The sequence below is a fragment of the Anaerobiospirillum sp. NML120449 genome (assembly GCF_023051105.1).
Taxonomy (GTDB): Bacteria; Pseudomonadota; Gammaproteobacteria; order Enterobacterales; family Succinivibrionaceae; genus Anaerobiospirillum.
In genome coordinates this window covers 107524-124891 of sequence record NZ_JALKIL010000009.1, presented here as the reverse complement: position 1 = coordinate 124891, position 17368 = coordinate 107524, and the positions used below count along the sequence as shown (strand labels likewise).

The following is a 17368-nucleotide window of genomic DNA, read 5'->3' as shown; positions in this document are numbered from 1 at the left end:
TACAGACGCCGGTGCGGCAGGCGTTATGAACTTCAGCGATTGCGGGTAAGAGCTCTTCTAACGCGGCTAAGGGCTCTCATATGCGCTGAAGGGGCTTTTACTGAGTTTTTCATAGCGCCATGCCCTGCTCCATTGCGCCCTTGACTCTGTATGTGAACGTGGGCACCGGAGGTATAAACAGACTCTGAAGAGGCAATGGTACGTGAGGAGCATCCCAGAGGCGCGCTTTCGTCCGGACCACGGGTTAATGCCGTAGTCAGTGAAAGTACATCTGAGTTGAGCATACGATCACGCGATAAGCTGTCCATTGCAGCAAATCCCAGCAGGCTCGACAAGGCCGAGCCATGAGCCGCCCTGCCACTTAAGGTCAGAACATTGTCGCTGCTCTCTACAGCTGTGGAGACATTACCCTGGCTGCCCCCGCACTGCGGGGTATGGCAGGGGGAGATGCTGTCATGCTGGCCTGCCATAAGGTCATGTTCTGCAGTAACAGCAGCTGCATCAGCCACCGCTACTGCTGCTCCTGCAACGGATCGTGTAGCTGCAACGGCTCGTGCACCTGCAACTGCCCCGGCATCATGAGCGCATATGCTTTGAGAACCGGCATAATTATCTGTAGCAGATAAGGTGTTATCAGTTACGCCCTCTGCAGCAGAGTTCTTACGCCCTGATTTCCAGAATGCTCTGAGCAGTCTCTTGCGACGTGAGCCGGTCTTTTGAGAGTCTGCATTAGCAGTGATATCGCCTGACCTTTCACCAGCAGTGACAGCACCTGAACTGTCAGCATCAGTGTCAGTAGCTGCCATTGAATCATTATCGGCAAGGGACTCAACTGCACCGAAGCTGTTATGACTGTTGTTCATGACCTCAGCGTTAAGGGCCGACTCATTGCCTGATGAATGTACAGACTTACCCGCTGTGCCTGCTGCTCCGTCAGTGCCTGCAGCTGCGCTTGCTGTGGCTGAGGTTGATGCTTCAGCCTCCTGGGATGCTTTCTTCTTTCTGCAGCCATATGCTGAGCCCAGCAGGGATGTAGCGGTACTGCCGCCTGAGCGGACTACTGAAGCTGATACCAGCTCAGACTCACTGTCAGCAGATTTAACTGTATGAACCTGAACGCCATTTTCCGAGCCTGTGTCATGAGATGAGAGCTCATCAGTATGTGGCAGATCCATGGCAGAATCAGATGATGTGTACACTGATCCTGCCTCTGAGCATTCAGTATGGTCAAAGACTGAATCTACAGTCCTGGCATCTACTGCACATACTTCCTCAACATCGCAGATGCTTTCCATAACACAGTGCTCTGCAGCCAGAGAAGAGCGCTCATTGTCAGCTGAGGTCTTTTGCTTTGCATCATCTGCAGAAACAGCCAGAATATGACGCATCAGACTGCGCAGCCCGTCATCAGAGCCGGCAGCACCAGGACTGTCATCACAATCGCTCAAACTGCCATAAGAACGCACATCATCACGGGCAAAAGGCTCGCTGTATGGCATGGACATTGACTCCATGACAATACGTTCATGCTGCTCGCTCAGCTGTATGTGGGCATCGCGATGAGAGGCTACGCCTCTGTCAAACGAGGTTACTACAGCTGCAGCACGCACTGAAGCTGCATAGTCGTGACCGTCACGACTGCCACGGCTGGATGATGAGTCACCAGTCAGGGTATCAGAGTGATACCATGGCGATGGCATGGCACCACCACAGAAAGTTGCACGGGCAGCGTCAATACCACGCAGCTCACTGGCAAGACGCACACTGAGATTGCTGTAGTACTCATCAGCGCCATCCTGAGAGGCATCGTGTTCAGACCCTGAAAAGTCAGCAGCGGCCAGCTTCTGATGAAGTCCGGCAGAGTGCTCAAAGGATGAAGATGATGGAGAGTTAACCCTGACGCATGCCTGATGAGCGCGTCTGGCCTCAGACGCATTTGCAGCGCCTGCTGCGCCGGCAGCTCCGCACGCACCTGCTGCGCCGTAAGCTGCACCTGCATCACCATCATGACATGCAGTCACTGCTGTATGACTTTCAGACAGTGAGCTGGCCGCCTGCCGGGTAATAAAGCCATCAGGACGCAGAGAGTGAAATGGAGGCAGGTTCTTGAAAAAGTCAGCAGTTTCCTTGAGACGGCGACGGCTACCAGAGGATGCCTGAACCGGATTGATGTACTCACGGGAAGCAGCACGAAGCATTCTGCCTTCAGGGCGCTCCTCACTGTTGCATTCCTGGCCCGGGACGACAGCTCCTGCACTGGAGTGCATCCTGCTTGCAGCAGGTAAACAGCTGCTATGTGCACAGACAGCAGAGGACAGAGCATGAGCGGCATAACCGGCATGAGCAGCCGGACCGCCATGAGAAGCACAGCCGGCAGCACCTGCTGTGGCTACATCGCTGCTGACAGTGTTCTTGCCTGTGTGGACATGGTCCCCGTCAACCTCACGGGTTGCTACAGTGCTGTACATGACATCTTCCAGGCTGCCACCTGGAATAACAGCCTGAGCAATGAACGATGAAGTAGAGGCCGGGACATCATAATGCAGGGAGTATGAACCTTCAGCTGCATCTGCCTCGTGATCACGACGCAGATAACGCCAGTCCTGAAGATGGCGTGATTTTTCGTTTATACCTGAAAGTTCCAGCATATGCCTGAGGCGCACCAGGCCTGCGGCAAGAGGAGCGGAGGAAAGAAATTCAGACATGGAGCGGCCGTTGTGGTCGTGATCTGCACCCTGTGCAGAAATGAACGGCTGCTGAATATTATTAGAATCTGCCATAGCAATAACTTCCTGGCATGGCATAAGGTCAGCGCAGAGCGCTGGTTATGCCGCTGTTCCCTCTTTCTCGACTGAATATCCTGAAAACATCAGGACCTGGACTACAGCTGGTGCCAGCCTTTAAAGGCTGGGCAGTGCTGAAAAAGTCATTTCGCCGACCCGGCCGGGCCTGAGACGAAAGGAAAGATTTAAGGACCTGAACTGCCTGTCTGAATAATGGTGCAGGAGCAGCTGTCCTTAAGCAGGGAACAAATTCCTAAAGCAAAAGATCGGAACTGACACAGGGCAGGAGAAAACCCGAAGAAAACTCCTCAGACTGTGTCCTTATGATTGCTGTCAGGTACGTTACCTGACTTAAGTCATGTCCAGGTTCCGTCCCAGGCAGGTATCTGCATCAGATCAGCATAGACCACAGCAGATTCTGCCCTGTATTGAGGCTGCCTCAAGGCAGCATCATTTACCCAATTTCCGCTCTGCCAGAATACTGGCAGAAGCTTTATGTGTACTGAACCTTGATGGTACGGAGTGATTCAGTCGACGCTCAGACAGTTAAGGTCGTATGACAAAGCTCACACGAACTCAGCTGTCGACTGTCAGTTTATATGTACCCATGTTCGACGCAAACTAAACCCCGGTGATTATCTGCAACTAATCGCCTTAAGCCCCCAAAAATCGCTTTTGCAGTAGATATATGCACCATATTAAAGCTGTTTTCAGCCCCCAATGAGCATATTTGGTGACTTGCAAGTTACAACAGTTTGCAGGCCGGGCGGATGGTCAAAACTCAGAAACAAATCAATATTGCGATTATCGCAGTTGCGCCCCACAAACAAATGATAAAAAGATGCATCAGCATGATCAATATACTAAAAGTATATCTGCATCACGTTCTGACAATTTAATAACAGACAACATGTATGTAAACGTAATCTCATGCGGGATTCTGCTCCATACATCGACCAACAACGAACCATAAAACATACAATTTTGAAGAGATCATACAAGCTTCAGCCTCCCGCCGCGCGTCCAGTCCAAAATGCAAATCATCAGCCCCTGATCTGAAGCTTAAGTACAGCTCAATATAGCCTGGGTATCGGCCCCAAAAACGACTTTTGCAACACCGAACCATGCCATTGCTTCCCTGCCCCATCTGCACATACCAGCAAGCCTCTTGACCTCGTATCACTACAGAGACAATTACCATGCACAGCCGTCATCTTGAGATAACAGTGCATACATCATCATAATACTTTGTAAAGTATATTGCACAAAGACATGGCTACTCATAAAGCATACGAAGTTGAAATATTAAGCGTTCTCCATTTCATACAGACGCTTCAGTGCTCCCACATGGATCCGTTATCATCTGAAGATTCTTCAGACGTCTGGTTAAGCTTCGAAATGTAATTCACAAGCCTGTTCCTGGCCATGTCATCATCAAGCCCTGCCGCCCTGAACAAGGAAACATACTCCCAGTCACTGCAAAAGTTCACCTGACAGATAATCGCAGATACATGTCCACATGCTGTCCTCTAATACAGCAAAGGCAGCTCTAAAGCTGCCTTTGCTTATAAAGTGAGTAAGAAAATGACTTACTACACAACATAATACTTTATAAAGCATTTACATGCACATTAAACTGGAGACTCATAGCGTTACCTGCAGTCTCTCATCCATGCGCATCAGCGGCACTGGCCAGGAGGGCAGTGCTTACGGCCGCCTTTTTTGAGGTGACCTGGTGGAATCTTGCCATGCTTATCATACACATGAGCTGGACCGCCCCCACCTGTACGCACATCAGGGCCACTGACTTTTACACCGGCTCCGGCACTTATAGAGCAGCCGGTGAATGCAAAAGCTGAAACTGCGATTACTGCCACAGCTGAAACAACCTTAAGGTGCTTCTTGAGCTTATTGCCTGAAGAACAGGTACTGTCCATGGCAGAATAACGCCCCCTTTCACTCATATAAAGCTCCAAACCATCATGAGAACAGACTGCTAACCCTGAAGCATAGCGGGCACAAAGCATGATGTACTAAGCAGTATATTGCACTAAACCTGGAACAGGCTCAGGACAGGAGCGCAGCAGTTCCTGCAACACCATGCAATGCCATAAGCGCCAGGGAGCATCAGCAAGATCAATCCGCTCCCTGACTGCTTGAGACGCCTGAACTGGTAAATGCCATCATGACGATCCGCCTGATGCTCCTACATAAATTCCGTCCCCAAACACAATCATTCCACCTGCGCTTACAGAGCATCCTGAAACAGTAAGAGCCAGCAGTGCTGCAATTGCAAATGATACAAAATATTTTGTAATGAAACTTAACGTAAAAGAACTGTCATACCGGTGATTCCTGTATGAACGACCACTGCATGATTTTATGACCATTACCCTCCCCCTGTCATTAAACTCTGACTGGACAATTCTCGGACACAGTCATGAGTTATGCCAATCTGTATCTGTCTAACGGTTAATACTCATGCTTGTTAAGTTGAACACCCGGCACAAACCTACGCTATTACAGTCATGAATTTTTACTGACTAAAACAATATACCTTTGAATCACTTTATAAAACAAACAAGATGGTATTTATTCAGGCACTGGTGCGATCTCATACATACGTTGTCATTTCCTAAACTGCTGAGCAGATATCGCCCCAGACTAATTTCAGCTGACTGATACGGCAGGCTCAATTCACTGCTCAAATGCGCAATAAACTGGTCCTTTCTGCCATTTATAGACGCATGCCATGACCTGCAGGGACTTTATAACTTGCAGTGTATTGCCATTATCTGCTCCGGCTTGCCCGTGATGTCAGGTACTAAGCAGGCATGCTCCGGGTTGACCGTGATGTCGGGGGACTAAGCAGGCATGCTCCGGGTTGACCGCGATGTCCAGGACTTAGCTGGCATGCTCCGGGTTGACCGCGATGTCCAGGACTTAGCTGGCATGCTCCGGGTTGACCGCGATGTCCAGGACTTAGCTGGCATGCTCCGGGTTGACCGCGATGTCGGGGACTAACCTTGCCTGCCGGGGGCATGGCCGTACTGGAACTGACAAGATGGCTCAGGAGCTTATGCATGGCGATTGCTATTTTGCAGTGCCCATATGTGACAGAAGGTCTCTGTCGCAGGACAGAGACCTTCCTCAAGGATATCTGAGCCATGCTCAGATATGGACTCTTCTTCGGGCACCATGATGCCATGGAGACCTTGATTAATTCCAGCCAGTGGCCTCACGCAGACCGTCAGCAATGTCAGCTGCAGTAGGAACCACAGTAACGCCGGCATCACGCAGAGCCTGCTGCTTGGCAATGGCAGTTCCCTGAACACCTGAGATCAGGGCACCGGCATGGCCCATGCGCTGGCCTGGAGGGGCAGAGGCACCTGCAATGTAGGAGACCACAGGTTTGGTCATGTTTTCCTTGATCCAGGCAGCGGCTTCCTGCTCTGAAGTACCGCCGATTTCACCGACCAGCACTACAGCCTCAGTCTGAGGGTCCTCCTCAAAGAGCTTGAGCATGTCGACAAAGTTGGAACCCTGAACAGGGTCACCGCCAATACCTACACAGGTAGACTGGCCGAAACCGGCATCAGTAGTCTGCTTTACGGCCTCATAGGTGAGAGTACCGGAGCGGGATACGATACCTACCTTGCCCTTGCTGTGAATGGAGCCAGGCATAATGCCTACCTTGCACTCACCAGGAGTTACTACACCAGGGCAATTAGGGCCAATGAGCAGGGAGTTGGACTGACGCAGACGGGCCTTTACACGCAGCATGTCGATTACCGGAATACCCTCGGTAATACAGATAATAATCTCCATACCGGCATCAATGGCCTCAAAAATGGAGTCAGCTGCAAATGGAGGTGGCACGAAAATCATGGAGCAGGTGGCATGGGTCACGTCCATGGCTTCACGTACGGTATTGAATACTGGCAGACCTAGATGGCTGGAGCCGCCACGGCCAGGAGTTACGCCGCCTACGAGCTTGGTGCCGCAGTAGGCCAGACACTGCTCAGAGTGAACTGTACCCTGAGAACCGGTAATACCCTGACAGATGATCTTGGTATCTTTATTAATGAGAATACTCATGTCAAAACCTTCTTTTAGCTACGGCAATGGATCAGCATGCAGCCTTCTGTACTGCTGCAAGGGCGGCTTCACGTAATCCGTGAACTGAAGTAATGTTCAGGCCGCTGCCCTGAAGAATGGTTGCACCATCTTCAGCGTGGTTACCCTCAAGACGGACCACTACAGGAACATCAGTTCCTACCTCATGAACGGCGCCGAGAATACCTTCGGCAATCAGGTCACAGCGGACAATACCACCGAAAATGTTGACCAGAATGCACTTTACATTCTTGTCTTCAAGAATAATCTTGAAGGCTTCCATTACTCGCTCTTTAGTGGCGGTACCACCTACATCAAGGAAGTTGGCTGGTTCACCGCCACAGGCCTTGATGATGTCCATGGTACCCATGGCAAGACCGGCACCGTTAACCAGACAGCCGATGGAGCCATTGAGAGGCACGTAGGAGAAGTTGGATGCTACCGCACGTGCAATACGCGGATCTTCCTGAGATGGATCATCAAGATCAAGAAACTCCGGATGACGGTACAGTGAGTAGGAGTCAATATTTATCTTGGCATCCAGACATAACAGAGAACCATCAGTGGTTACAGCCAGCGGATTGATTTCGACCAGGGAAAGATCCTTGTCAAGGAATGCGCGGGCAATACCCATGAAGATTTTGGCAAATTCGTTGACCTGCTTGCCCTTGAGGCCCAGCTTGTAGGCAAGAGCACGGCCCTGATAAGGCTGAGGGCCCATCAGCAGATCGATGTTCACACGATGGATGTGAGTGGCATCCTTGGCAGCCATCTCCTCAATGGAGACACCGCCTTCAGCTGCCATAATGGTCAGATTGGAGCTGGTGCGGTCAATGGTGGCACCTACATAAAGCTCACGTACTGACTCAGTGGCACGCTCAATAAGAATACGGGAAACCAGCTTGCCCTCAGGACCAGTCTGGCTGGTGACCAGTCGGGCACCGAGCCACTTGGCGGCAAAAGCCTCAGCTTCAGCCGGGGTGTTCACAACGGCAACGCCGCCAGCTTTACCACGGGCACCTGCATGGACCTGACATTTACATACAAATGGGCCCGGAGCCAGTTCATAGGCAAACTTGCCAATACCAAGGGCTTTGGTGCTGATACGGAAATCAGCAATTGGCAGTCCGTAAGAGCGTAACAGCTCCTTTGATTGATACTCGTGTAAGTTCATATGACACCTTATCCCAGTTTTGCAGAGAAAAACTGCGTTGACTGGATGCTCAGGCAAGAGCCCGGGCACTGGAATTAATATTAGCGGCGGGATGCAGTCACAGCCGTATATTGTTACTACGGCCTAACAGGGTGCATTAACACAGCTTCAAGTGCGTCATGCCATATATGGTTTGCAGGGATACAACTGCAGGTGACTGCAGACCTTATGGTCTGAATAAACCGAAAACCAGCTTCAAAACAGTAATTGTGCTGCCAGCCTGCCCTCAGGTCAGGCTCTGTTCAGCCACAGTCTATAGTCTGTGTGTGAGCGGCTTTGCTGTGGCCCCATTATAGAGGCTGAAATTTACAAAAATAAGGGCAACAAATCCCCGATTTTCGCCCAAAAGTCCTGGTATAAATGCATGGGGCGCAAATTAAATCCGATATACAAGCCATTTACTCATATGGCTCCGCGCACCGATTTGTCCTGTCAGCAATAAAGTCAAAATATGCTTATTGGAGCAATATGCACTGTATTGATGCATGATATCCATTGCCATCCCATCCAAGCACAGATATAGTGCAACACTGCGCATAAAGTATGCAGTAAATACCCAGGATAGCTCCACGCAGTTATTCCACTCACACCAGCCCCCAAATCCCCTTACACAGAGGTCTGAGCGCTACTGCTTACCAGCAACACCTGGCCGCGTTCTGACACCGCTCCTGCTGCACTGAGCCTTGCCGCTGCTCAGGAGCCACTTCCTGGCTGGCTGTTGCCAGGGACATCACAGGGAGAGCAGGCGGCAGCTGCAAACAAAAGCGGCCGTTGCTGCCAGCAAAAACTGGAAACAACGGCCGCATTTTCAGCCGGCAATATGAGCTGCTGAGGCTTCATAAATCCTGGTATGAGGCCAGAGACTATCCGTCACGCTAAGGTGCCAGAGGCATTATCGTTCCCGGCATGAGGCCAGAGGCTTTATCGCTCCCGGCATGAGGCCAGAGGCTTTATCGCTCCCGGCATGAGGCCAGAGACTTTATCGCGTTCCCGTCGTGAGGGCCTGAGCCTGTCAGCCCCGGTTAGTGCCTGTGAATTGATTCAAATTGGGCTGAAGTGAAGTGCAGTTTACTTAGAGAATGTTCTTATGCATCTCATGGTATTCAGGCATGGTGCTGATGAAGCTTTTGAGCCGGAGTGCTTCCTCAATGGAGATATTGTCAAGATTGACATGAAGTACCGGCTCTGATGGCAGGCGCAGATAATCTCCATAACAGCTGGTAAGGAAGATATCGCTGTTGGCTGGAGCGCTCAGACGACGGTTTTCAAAGGTAATCTTGCGTACTGGCAGCACATCATTCATGTCAAAGGCATTGCAGGTAACTGAGCTGTGGCAGAAGCCCAGAGAGAAAAAGAGCACAGGATTGCGACAGGCAGAGTCCGGGCGCAGGTAAGGCACCTTCTTGATGGTAAGGTCCCAGAAGCTCTTGTGATAGGCTTCAATATCCTTTTCCCTGAGCTCCTTATTGCCATTGGCATGCTCACTGGTGACATGACGCAGACGACGAGTAAAGGCCATTCGCTGAGAAAAGTTGAGGTGGTGATACATGATGTCATAGCAGAAGACATCAACGCAGATATAAGGTATGTCCTTATGCCTGACCTTGATCATGTTCCAGACGCCATTGTCTGATGAGTACAGGGCTGCGCTGATGCCATCAAGAGCACAGCGCTCATTGAATACAGCAATGAAACGCTCATAATCAGCGCGGGCAAGGAAGATATCTATATCATCATCCCATGGGACAAAAAGGCCATTACGGGCAGCTCCTATGAGAGCTCCGCCACAGAGAAAGTACTCAAGACCGGCAAGAGCACAGACGCGGTCTACCTCCTCCATAATCTTAAGGGAGCCCAGCTGGATATAGCGTAAGTAGCCAGTTGCCTGAACACTGACAGCATCGTGAGATCTCAGGTAGTTGTTAACCGGAGTAATCACATCTCTTACTTTGATAATGTCTTCCATCGCAAACCTGCATCAAAAATCACGTTACAGCGCAAAACACCTGACATCCAGACCCTTGCCATGGTCAGCCCCATTGAAAACCCAATCGCCAGGGTCGATGCCAGCGCCATTGCCAGGGGCATTGCCTGCATCATTGCCAGCACCATTGCAAACAACATTGATAAGGTCGAGGTCAATGGCAGCGCCCGAAGTACAAGGCCCGCCGGGCCTTAAAGCTGACAGCGCAGAACTGCAGTGGTGTTTTACTTTGTCAGTTTACTTTCTAAAACAAATTATGAATCATACAGCAAAAAATCAGCTCTCTCTATCTTTGCCTCGTGCTGCATGACAGGTCAATGGATTATAGATTAATTCGCGCTGCAAGCCAAAAATCAATCGCGCAGAATCAATATTTACGACTGGCATAGCGCAGTTTACATGCTCAAGTGGTGATCCGCTTTACATTTTGAGGACTAAAACAGTGTGCATTTGTGCACTGTATGGCATTCCTGTATCTGCGCGATTTGATTTGTCGTATGCCTTGTCTACAATATATCCATACTCTTATAAACCTCCCGCCAGCACGCACTGATGCGGACTTTTATGTGTCTGTGCCTACAGAAACCAGTTCGGACTTACATCAATGCATCAGCAATCTGATACTGAACATTCAGGTTAGATACAGGACCTGGCCAGGCAGGCCTGCCGTGGAGGCAAGGTAACTGGCAACTGAGGGCTGCCATATGCTGTACCGGGCCTGTGCGGTATGGCAATACTGGTCGAGAGGGAGTAAGGCATCACTGGTCGGCCTGTTTGTGACAGTTACAGCTGCTGCAAAGTGATGTTTTTTAGTTGGCGCTGCGGTGCTTAAGCAAATGATGCTCTGTGCTGTCTGCGGCAATGAACTGTTGGAGATTGAAAAGATGGGAAAAGATTTACCTGATTTATTAAAGCCATTTGAGGGCCGCCTGAATCCGTGCAATGAGCTCACCTTTTCACTGCAGACAGTTAATGCCGAAGCGGTCAAAGGAGCTTTTGCCAGCAAGGGTGAACAGTCTGCATCCGCGTCATCAAACGATTGTGGCGCCGGTTCCGGCTCCAGTGGCAGGCGTTGTCTGCCATCAAAGAACCAGGCTCTGATTATGGGAGGAGCTTTTGTCGATACTACTTTCATCCTTGATGAGATGCCTGTCAGAGGCGGCGATTCTTATGCTCGGGTAGAGAAAATCAGAGTAGGGGGATGTGCCTGGAATGTAGCCCATGTGCTGCGTATACTCGGTCAACGTCCAGGGGTGCTTATACCTGTTGGTGACGGTCCAAACTCGGAACTGGTGTCAGCACGTGTCCGCAAGGACGGCTATGACGAAAGCTCCATGGTAATTGTGCGCGACAGCACCTACGACTGTGCTCAGTGCATGTGCTTTGTAGACAGGGAAGGCGAGCGTACTTTCATTGCCGTACCAGGCATTGAAAATCATATGAAGAGCTCCTGGCTGCAGCGCATCGACTTTACCGGACACAAGGTTATCTACCTGTGCGGTTTTGATCTGTGTGGCGACAATGCCATGGTCTACGCTCAGGAGCTGGCAAATCGCATGGACATGGATGCCCTGCTCTTTATCGATGCCGGAGCCCGCGTCAATCATATAGGCAAAGAAGGCTTTGATCTGCTTATGTCCTTAAAGCCAATGCTGCACCTGAATCTCATGGAACTTGAGATGATGAGCGGAACCAAAGACATAGCCGCCGGCCTTGATTACCTGGAAAGCCTGACCTCGCGCCCTGTAGTTCTGACTCTGGACCGCTATGGCGCCATGGCCTCATGGAAAGGCAAGTTCTACTACTTCCCTGTTACCCCGGCCCCTGTGGTTGATGCAACCGGAGCCGGAGACTGCCACAGTGCCGGCATTATCTCCCGACTCATGCACGGAGAGAATCTGGCCAGCGCCATTGTCTTTGGCAATCAGCTGGGCGGCCTGAGCATAGGTCAGTACGGTGCCCGACTCCACCTGCCAGATCATTTCGGCATGTAAAAGCCGCACCCGGCTGCCCAGGGGATTCAGCCCCAGTCTCCGCTGCGCCAGCGTTCTCAAGCCCATGAGCATGAACAAATACCAGGGCTGCGCAGGACTCAGGTGAGCCAGAGCCAGAATGAAGCATTCAAAACATAACGCATCCCCTGTCACCAGACCCCAAAGGGCCATGCCTTAAAGCATGGCCCTTTGACATTGTCAGGCATACGTATTCAGGCCCGATCAGAGCCCAGCCCCAGCGCATAAACTCCATGCATCCAGCCAGGTATGCACTCACCGGGTGACGGAACCAGCCTTGCTGGCTGCCTGCCGGCGACTGCGTGCCAGATGCGGCCAGCTGCTGCCTGCCAGCGCTGCGTGCCATATGCTGCCTGCAGGACATAGATTGCTCACAGGGTGTGGCTGGCCTCGTGCTCAGATCGTGTACTGAGTATGCACACAATCATGCACATACCGGAAAATCTGGCTGATTAATGCGACTTATTAGCTGTAATTGATACTGCAGAGATGCTCATCTATTGTGATAAGGTCGACAAAACTGAATAATACTGGTGCATAATAGGGCGTTTTCCCCTAAACGCGGTATGCTTTTGGTGCAGATACTGCTATAGGTACCCAATTTGGTTCTATAATGGTGCGTCTATATCTGCGTTTTTGGCCCGGGCTGTTTTTACGGTTTTGAGGCTGTTTAAGCAGATTATCAAAGACACTGTTTACCTGAGACATGTACCTGCGGCCGCCACTGAAAACTTTTGTTTTTCCCCTGTGGAGCAGGCCCGGTCGGGTCGATGGATGCTGATTTACTGGTCGCCAGGCAGACGCCTGACGGCCTGAGCGCAGGCAGGGCTGCCATATTGATGATGCCTGCCTGTCTGTCACTGCGGTCCGCTTCTGACTTCCGGACATAAATTGTCCGTACCTGTCCTGCCGACCTTTATTGCTTTACTGCTGCCTTTGCGTGCCTGTGTTTACTCAGACATGTGCATGAGCACTAAACAGGTCACCTGGCCCGTTTACCAGGTCTCGTGCCTGTAATCCGGCCCATGTCTTTGTGACTGTGGCGCCCCGGGTCTGTGTTTCGGCGGTGAAGTTAACCTTACCTCAAGCTGCTGTCCTGTGCATTGAGCCTGCAGGGTCCTTTGGCCGTGCAGCAATGCTGCAGGCAATATGCAGGTCATACCAAACTAATTAACCAGCCTGTACAGAGCTGTTTCAAAGAAGAGCATGTCTGTCTGTAACGGGCCCATCCTGTCAGCCCTCTGGCGATTTCCGGAGATACAGGGTTGGTCACTTACAGATAAGGGCTCATATCGGCCTTGGCTCAGCCTGTCTGTGGAGATGTAATTCATGAGCACTGTAAATGATCAAAGCAAAAAGCGACTTAGAATCGCCATGCAGAAGTCCGGTCGCCTGACCGATATGACTGAGCGCTTATTCAAAAGCTGCGGTATCAAAATCAACGAGAACCGTGATCATCTCCTCGCTCATGCTGAGAACATGCCGATTGATATCCTGCGTGTCCGCGATGATGATATCCCTGGTCTGGTTATGGATCATGTAGTTGACTGGGGTATTGTCGGTCAGAACGTTCTTGAAGAGACTGCCATGCAGCGCAAGATTGACGGCCTGCCAACAGGCTACAGTGAGGTCTGCAAGCTGCGTTTTGGCGACTGCCGTCTGGCTCTGGCCATACCTGCCGAGCAGGATTGGAACTCTCTTAAGGATCTCGAAGGCAAGAAGATCGCCACCTCCTATCCTCACCTGCTGCGCCGTGCACTGTCCGCCCAGGGCGTTAACTTCAAGAGTGTGCTGCTTACCGGATCTGTTGAGGTTGCTCCACGAGCCGGTCTTGCCGACGCTATCTGCGATCTGGTAGTTACAGGCGCTACTCTTCAGGCCAATGGTCTGCGTGAGGTAGAGACCATTTACGAATCCCAGGCCGTTATCATCGGTCGTGACCAGGAACTCTTCCCTGAAAAGAAGGCCCTGGCTGACAAAATTCTCACCCGTTTAAATGGTGTGCTCACTGCCCGTGACTCCAAGTACATCATGATGAACGCCCCTCGTTCCCGTCTCAAGGAGATTACTGCCCTGCTGCCAGGTGCAGAGAATCCATCCATTATTGAGCTTGAGGGCGATTCTGAGCGCGTAGCCATGCACGTAGTCTCCCGTGAAAAGGTCTTCTGGGAGACCATGGAAAGCCTCAAGGAGCTCGGTGCCACCTCCATTCTGGTAGTACCAATCGAGAAGATGCTCGACTAGCAGACGGCATCCATGGCCAACCGGCCGTAGGCCGCTGTCGGCCATCCATGCACAGGCCCCTTTAAGCCCTGATGGCACGGGACCTGTGCAGCTGCAAAATAAGAATTTTCAGCCGCATGTGTTAAATGCCCTGACCTGAACCAGTGTAACAGTCAGGGGCCATGGCAAGGCCCATGGCAGTGGCTATAGCCACAACCAAGACCGTGGCCGCGCCTGCGTCTTTCGCCGTAGCGTGATTGCAGCCGAGGCCGCGCCTGCGACTTTCGCCGTAGCGTGTCTGTAGCCGTGACCGGGCCTGCGCCTTTAGGCGTAGCGAGATTGCAGCCGAGGCTGCGCCTGTTGCCTTGTCATGGGCTGTGCCCATGGGCACGGTCTGAGGACGCATGTGGTTTATCTTATGGTGAGAATTATGGATATTATTGAGTGGAGCAGCCTTGATGAGGCTGCCCGAAAGGCCTGCCTTAAGCGCCCGGCTCAAGAGAGCGAGGGATCTGTTCACTCCATTGTCAAAGACATTATCAGCAATATCAGAGCCCGTGGTGATGAGGCTCTGCTTGAGTATTCACGCACTCTGGACAAGTGTCCTGATGGACAGCTGCAGCTTACCGAAGAGGAAATTGCCCTGGCCTGCGAGCGCATTGATCCTGAGCTTAAACAGGCCATTGATGATGCCTGGGAAAACATCACTCTTTTCCACAGTGCCCAGAAGCCAAATCATGTTACTGTTGAGACTGTACCTGGTGTAGTGTGCCAGACTGCCACTCACCCTGTTGAAAAGGTCGGTCTGTACGTGCCTGGCGGCTCAGCTCCTCTGGTTTCCACAGCCCTGATGCTGGGCGTACCTGCTCAGATTGCCGGCTGTGAAGAAGTGGTACTGACCTCTCCATATCCGCTGTCTGAGGGCATTATTTACGCTGCTGTCAAATGCGGTATTACCCAAATTTTCAAGATGGGCGGCGCCCATGCTGTTGCTGCTCTTGCCTATGGCACCCAGAGCGTTCCCAAGGTGCACAAGATCTTTGGCCCGGGCAATCAGTTTGTGACCATGGCCAAGCGTCTGGTCAGCGAAGATGCTGAGGGTGCAGCCATTGATATGCCGGCCGGTCCTTCTGAAGTACTGGTAATTGCTGACCAGACAGCCAATGCTGACTTTGTGGCTTCCGATCTGCTCTCTCAGGCTGAGCATGGCCCTGACAGCCAGGTAGTAGTGGTATCAGACAGCCGTGAGCTGCTTGAGCGTACCAGCAAGGCCATTGATGAGCAGCTGGCTGCACTGCCACGCCGCGAAATTACTGCTGTTGCTCTGTCAAAGAGCCGCATGATTCTCACCAGCAGCATCGACGAGTGTATTGCCATTTCCAACACCTACGCCCCTGAGCATCTGATTGTTCAGACCGCTGATCCTCACGCTCTGGTGGGCAGACTGCGCAATGCCGGATCCATCTTCCTTGGTGCATGGACCTGCGAGTCCATGGGTGATTATGCCTCTGGCACCAATCACACCCTTCCTACCTATGGCTACGCCAGAACCGCGTCTGCCCTTGGTACCGATGATTTCCGCCGCCGCTATACCATTTCCTGCGCCACTGAGCAGGGACTGCGCAATATCGGCCGTACTGTAGAGATTCTGGCCAATGCCGAGGGACTTGATGCCCACCGCAATGCCGTGACCCTGCGCCTGAACAGAATTGGCCGTAATGAGGGCGAAGTTGCTCCGGCCTGCTGCAGCGCAGCCTCTTCATCAGAAAAATCAGACAGCAGTGCTTCCGTAAGCTCCAGATGCTGCGGCTGTGCACAATAAACAAGGAGAGCAAATGACTGATTTAAACAAGCTTGCCTGCAAGCATGTCCAGGATCTGGTGCCTTATATGTCAGCCCGCCGTATCGGCGGTCACGGCCACACTTTTCTCAATGCCAATGAGTCACCAAAGTCCGAATTCTACATTTTCAACTCCACCACTTTAAACCGCTATCCTGACTGCCAGCCTTTCGAGGTTACTCAGGGCATGGCCGATTATACTGGCCTGACCCGTGATCAGGTTCTGGTCTCCCGTGGTTCTGATGAAGCTATTGGCCTGTTAATCCGCACCTTCTGCGAGGCAGGCGAGGGCGTTGTAATTGCTCCTCCTACCTATGGCATGTACGAAATTGCAGCTAACACCAACAACGCTCTGGTGCACCGCGCCCGTCGTAATGACGATTTCACTTTAAGCGCCGATGCCATTGCTGCTGCCATCAATGAAGCTCCATTTAAAGTCAAGCTGGTCTTTATCGACAGCCCTGCCAACCCTCTGGGCATTCTCTTTGACCGTGATGAGCTGACAAAGCTTATGGGTCAGTTCCCTGAGGTGCTTTTTGTCATGGATGAGGCCTACATTGAGTACTGCCCGGAAGCTACCTGTGTGCCTCTGCTTGGCCAGTATGACAACCTGGTTATCACCCGCACCCTGTCCAAGGCTTTTGCCCTTGCCGGCATACGCTGCGGCTTTACCCTTGCTCACAAGGACATCATTGCCCTGATGACCAAGGTTATTGATCCATACCCTGTACCTGATCCTGTTGCTCAGATTGCCCGTCAGGCTCTTGCTCATGGCGGCGTAGACCTCATGAAGCAAAGAGTAGTAAAGACTCTGGAGCTGCGCGAAAAGCTGCGTGAGAATCTGCAGGCCCTGCCATCTGTAAAGCGCGTGCATCCAAGTGAGGCCAACTTCCTGCTCGTAGAGTTTGAAAACGGCCCTGCTGTCTTTGAGAGCATGCTCAAGAAAGGCATTATCCTGCGCTCTTTTGAGAGCAAGCCAGGCCTTGAAAATCATATCCGTATTACTGTGGGCACTCCAGAAGAGCTCGATGAGGTCATGCGCGTTCTGACCTCCATGTAAGTCCGGCCCTGACACAGTCCCAATGCCGATCTCCTGGCAGCCGCCTTCACACTATACACAGGCCAGACTGCCAGCAGCAGCGGCTGTGTCAGATGAATACACTATGCTCCGTACAATAGCTGCAGCCCTGGCTGCAG

The 17368-nt window shown here is 51.7% G+C and carries 10 protein-coding genes; 5 read left to right on the top strand and 5 right to left on the bottom strand.

Translation table 11 applies throughout. The features are described 5' to 3' along the window. Window positions 1–32: 32 nt before the first annotated feature. The 5 genes from MXE41_RS04390 to MXE41_RS04370 form a co-directional block, all read right to left on the bottom strand. The gene (locus MXE41_RS04390) at window positions 33–2780 is read right to left on the bottom strand and encodes a hypothetical protein (RefSeq protein ID WP_247099505.1); all 2748 of its coding nucleotides are present in this window, start codon (window positions 2778–2780) and stop codon (window positions 33–35) included. Window positions 2781–4462: 1682 nt separating this feature from the next. Beyond that, window positions 4463–4747: a hypothetical protein gene (locus MXE41_RS04385; protein WP_247099504.1), complete on the bottom strand. Its 285-nt coding sequence runs from the start codon at window positions 4745–4747 to the stop codon at window positions 4463–4465. A 1255-nt stretch (window positions 4748–6002) separates the two neighbouring features. Beyond that, window positions 6003–6881 carry a succinate--CoA ligase subunit alpha gene (gene sucD, locus MXE41_RS04380; RefSeq protein WP_246977811.1) on the bottom strand — a complete coding sequence of 293 codons (879 nt, stop codon included), beginning with the start codon at window positions 6879–6881 and terminating at the stop codon, window positions 6003–6005. A gap of 31 nt (window positions 6882–6912) precedes the next feature. Then, window positions 6913–8073 carry an ADP-forming succinate--CoA ligase subunit beta gene (gene sucC, locus MXE41_RS04375; RefSeq protein ID WP_246977810.1) on the bottom strand — a complete coding sequence of 387 codons (1161 nt, stop codon included), beginning with the start codon at window positions 8071–8073 and terminating at the stop codon, window positions 6913–6915. A 1111-nt stretch (window positions 8074–9184) separates the two neighbouring features. Continuing rightward, a complete protein-coding gene (locus MXE41_RS04370; protein WP_246977809.1) occupies window positions 9185–10078 on the bottom strand; it encodes a LicD family protein in 894 nt (297 codons plus the stop codon). Window positions 10079–10138: 60 nt separating this feature from the next. On the opposite strand from MXE41_RS04370, the gene MXE41_RS04365 reads away from it, so the two are divergent. The 5 genes from MXE41_RS04365 (at window position 10139) to hisC (ending at window position 17231) form a co-directional block, all read left to right on the top strand. Beyond that, a complete protein-coding gene (locus MXE41_RS04365; protein WP_247099503.1) occupies window positions 10139–10291 on the top strand; it encodes a hypothetical protein in 153 nt (50 codons plus the stop codon). Window positions 10292–10980: 689 nt separating this feature from the next. Further along, complete coding sequence (locus MXE41_RS04360; RefSeq protein ID WP_247099502.1) at window positions 10981–12090, top strand: PfkB family carbohydrate kinase; 1110 nt, start codon at window positions 10981–10983, stop codon at window positions 12088–12090. A 1347-nt stretch (window positions 12091–13437) separates the two neighbouring features. Next, window positions 13438–14352 (top strand): ATP phosphoribosyltransferase, encoded by a 915-nt coding sequence (gene hisG / locus MXE41_RS04355; RefSeq protein ID WP_246977806.1) that lies wholly within the window; start codon window positions 13438–13440, stop codon window positions 14350–14352. Between the two features lie 409 nt (window positions 14353–14761). Further along, complete coding sequence (gene hisD, locus MXE41_RS04350) at window positions 14762–16153, top strand: histidinol dehydrogenase (protein ID WP_247099501.1); 1392 nt, start codon at window positions 14762–14764, stop codon at window positions 16151–16153. 13 nt (window positions 16154–16166) lie between these two features. Beyond that, the gene (gene hisC / locus MXE41_RS04345; protein ID WP_247099500.1) at window positions 16167–17231 is read left to right on the top strand and encodes a histidinol-phosphate transaminase; all 1065 of its coding nucleotides are present in this window, start codon (window positions 16167–16169) and stop codon (window positions 17229–17231) included. The last annotated feature ends 137 nt before the right edge of the window (window positions 17232–17368 follow it).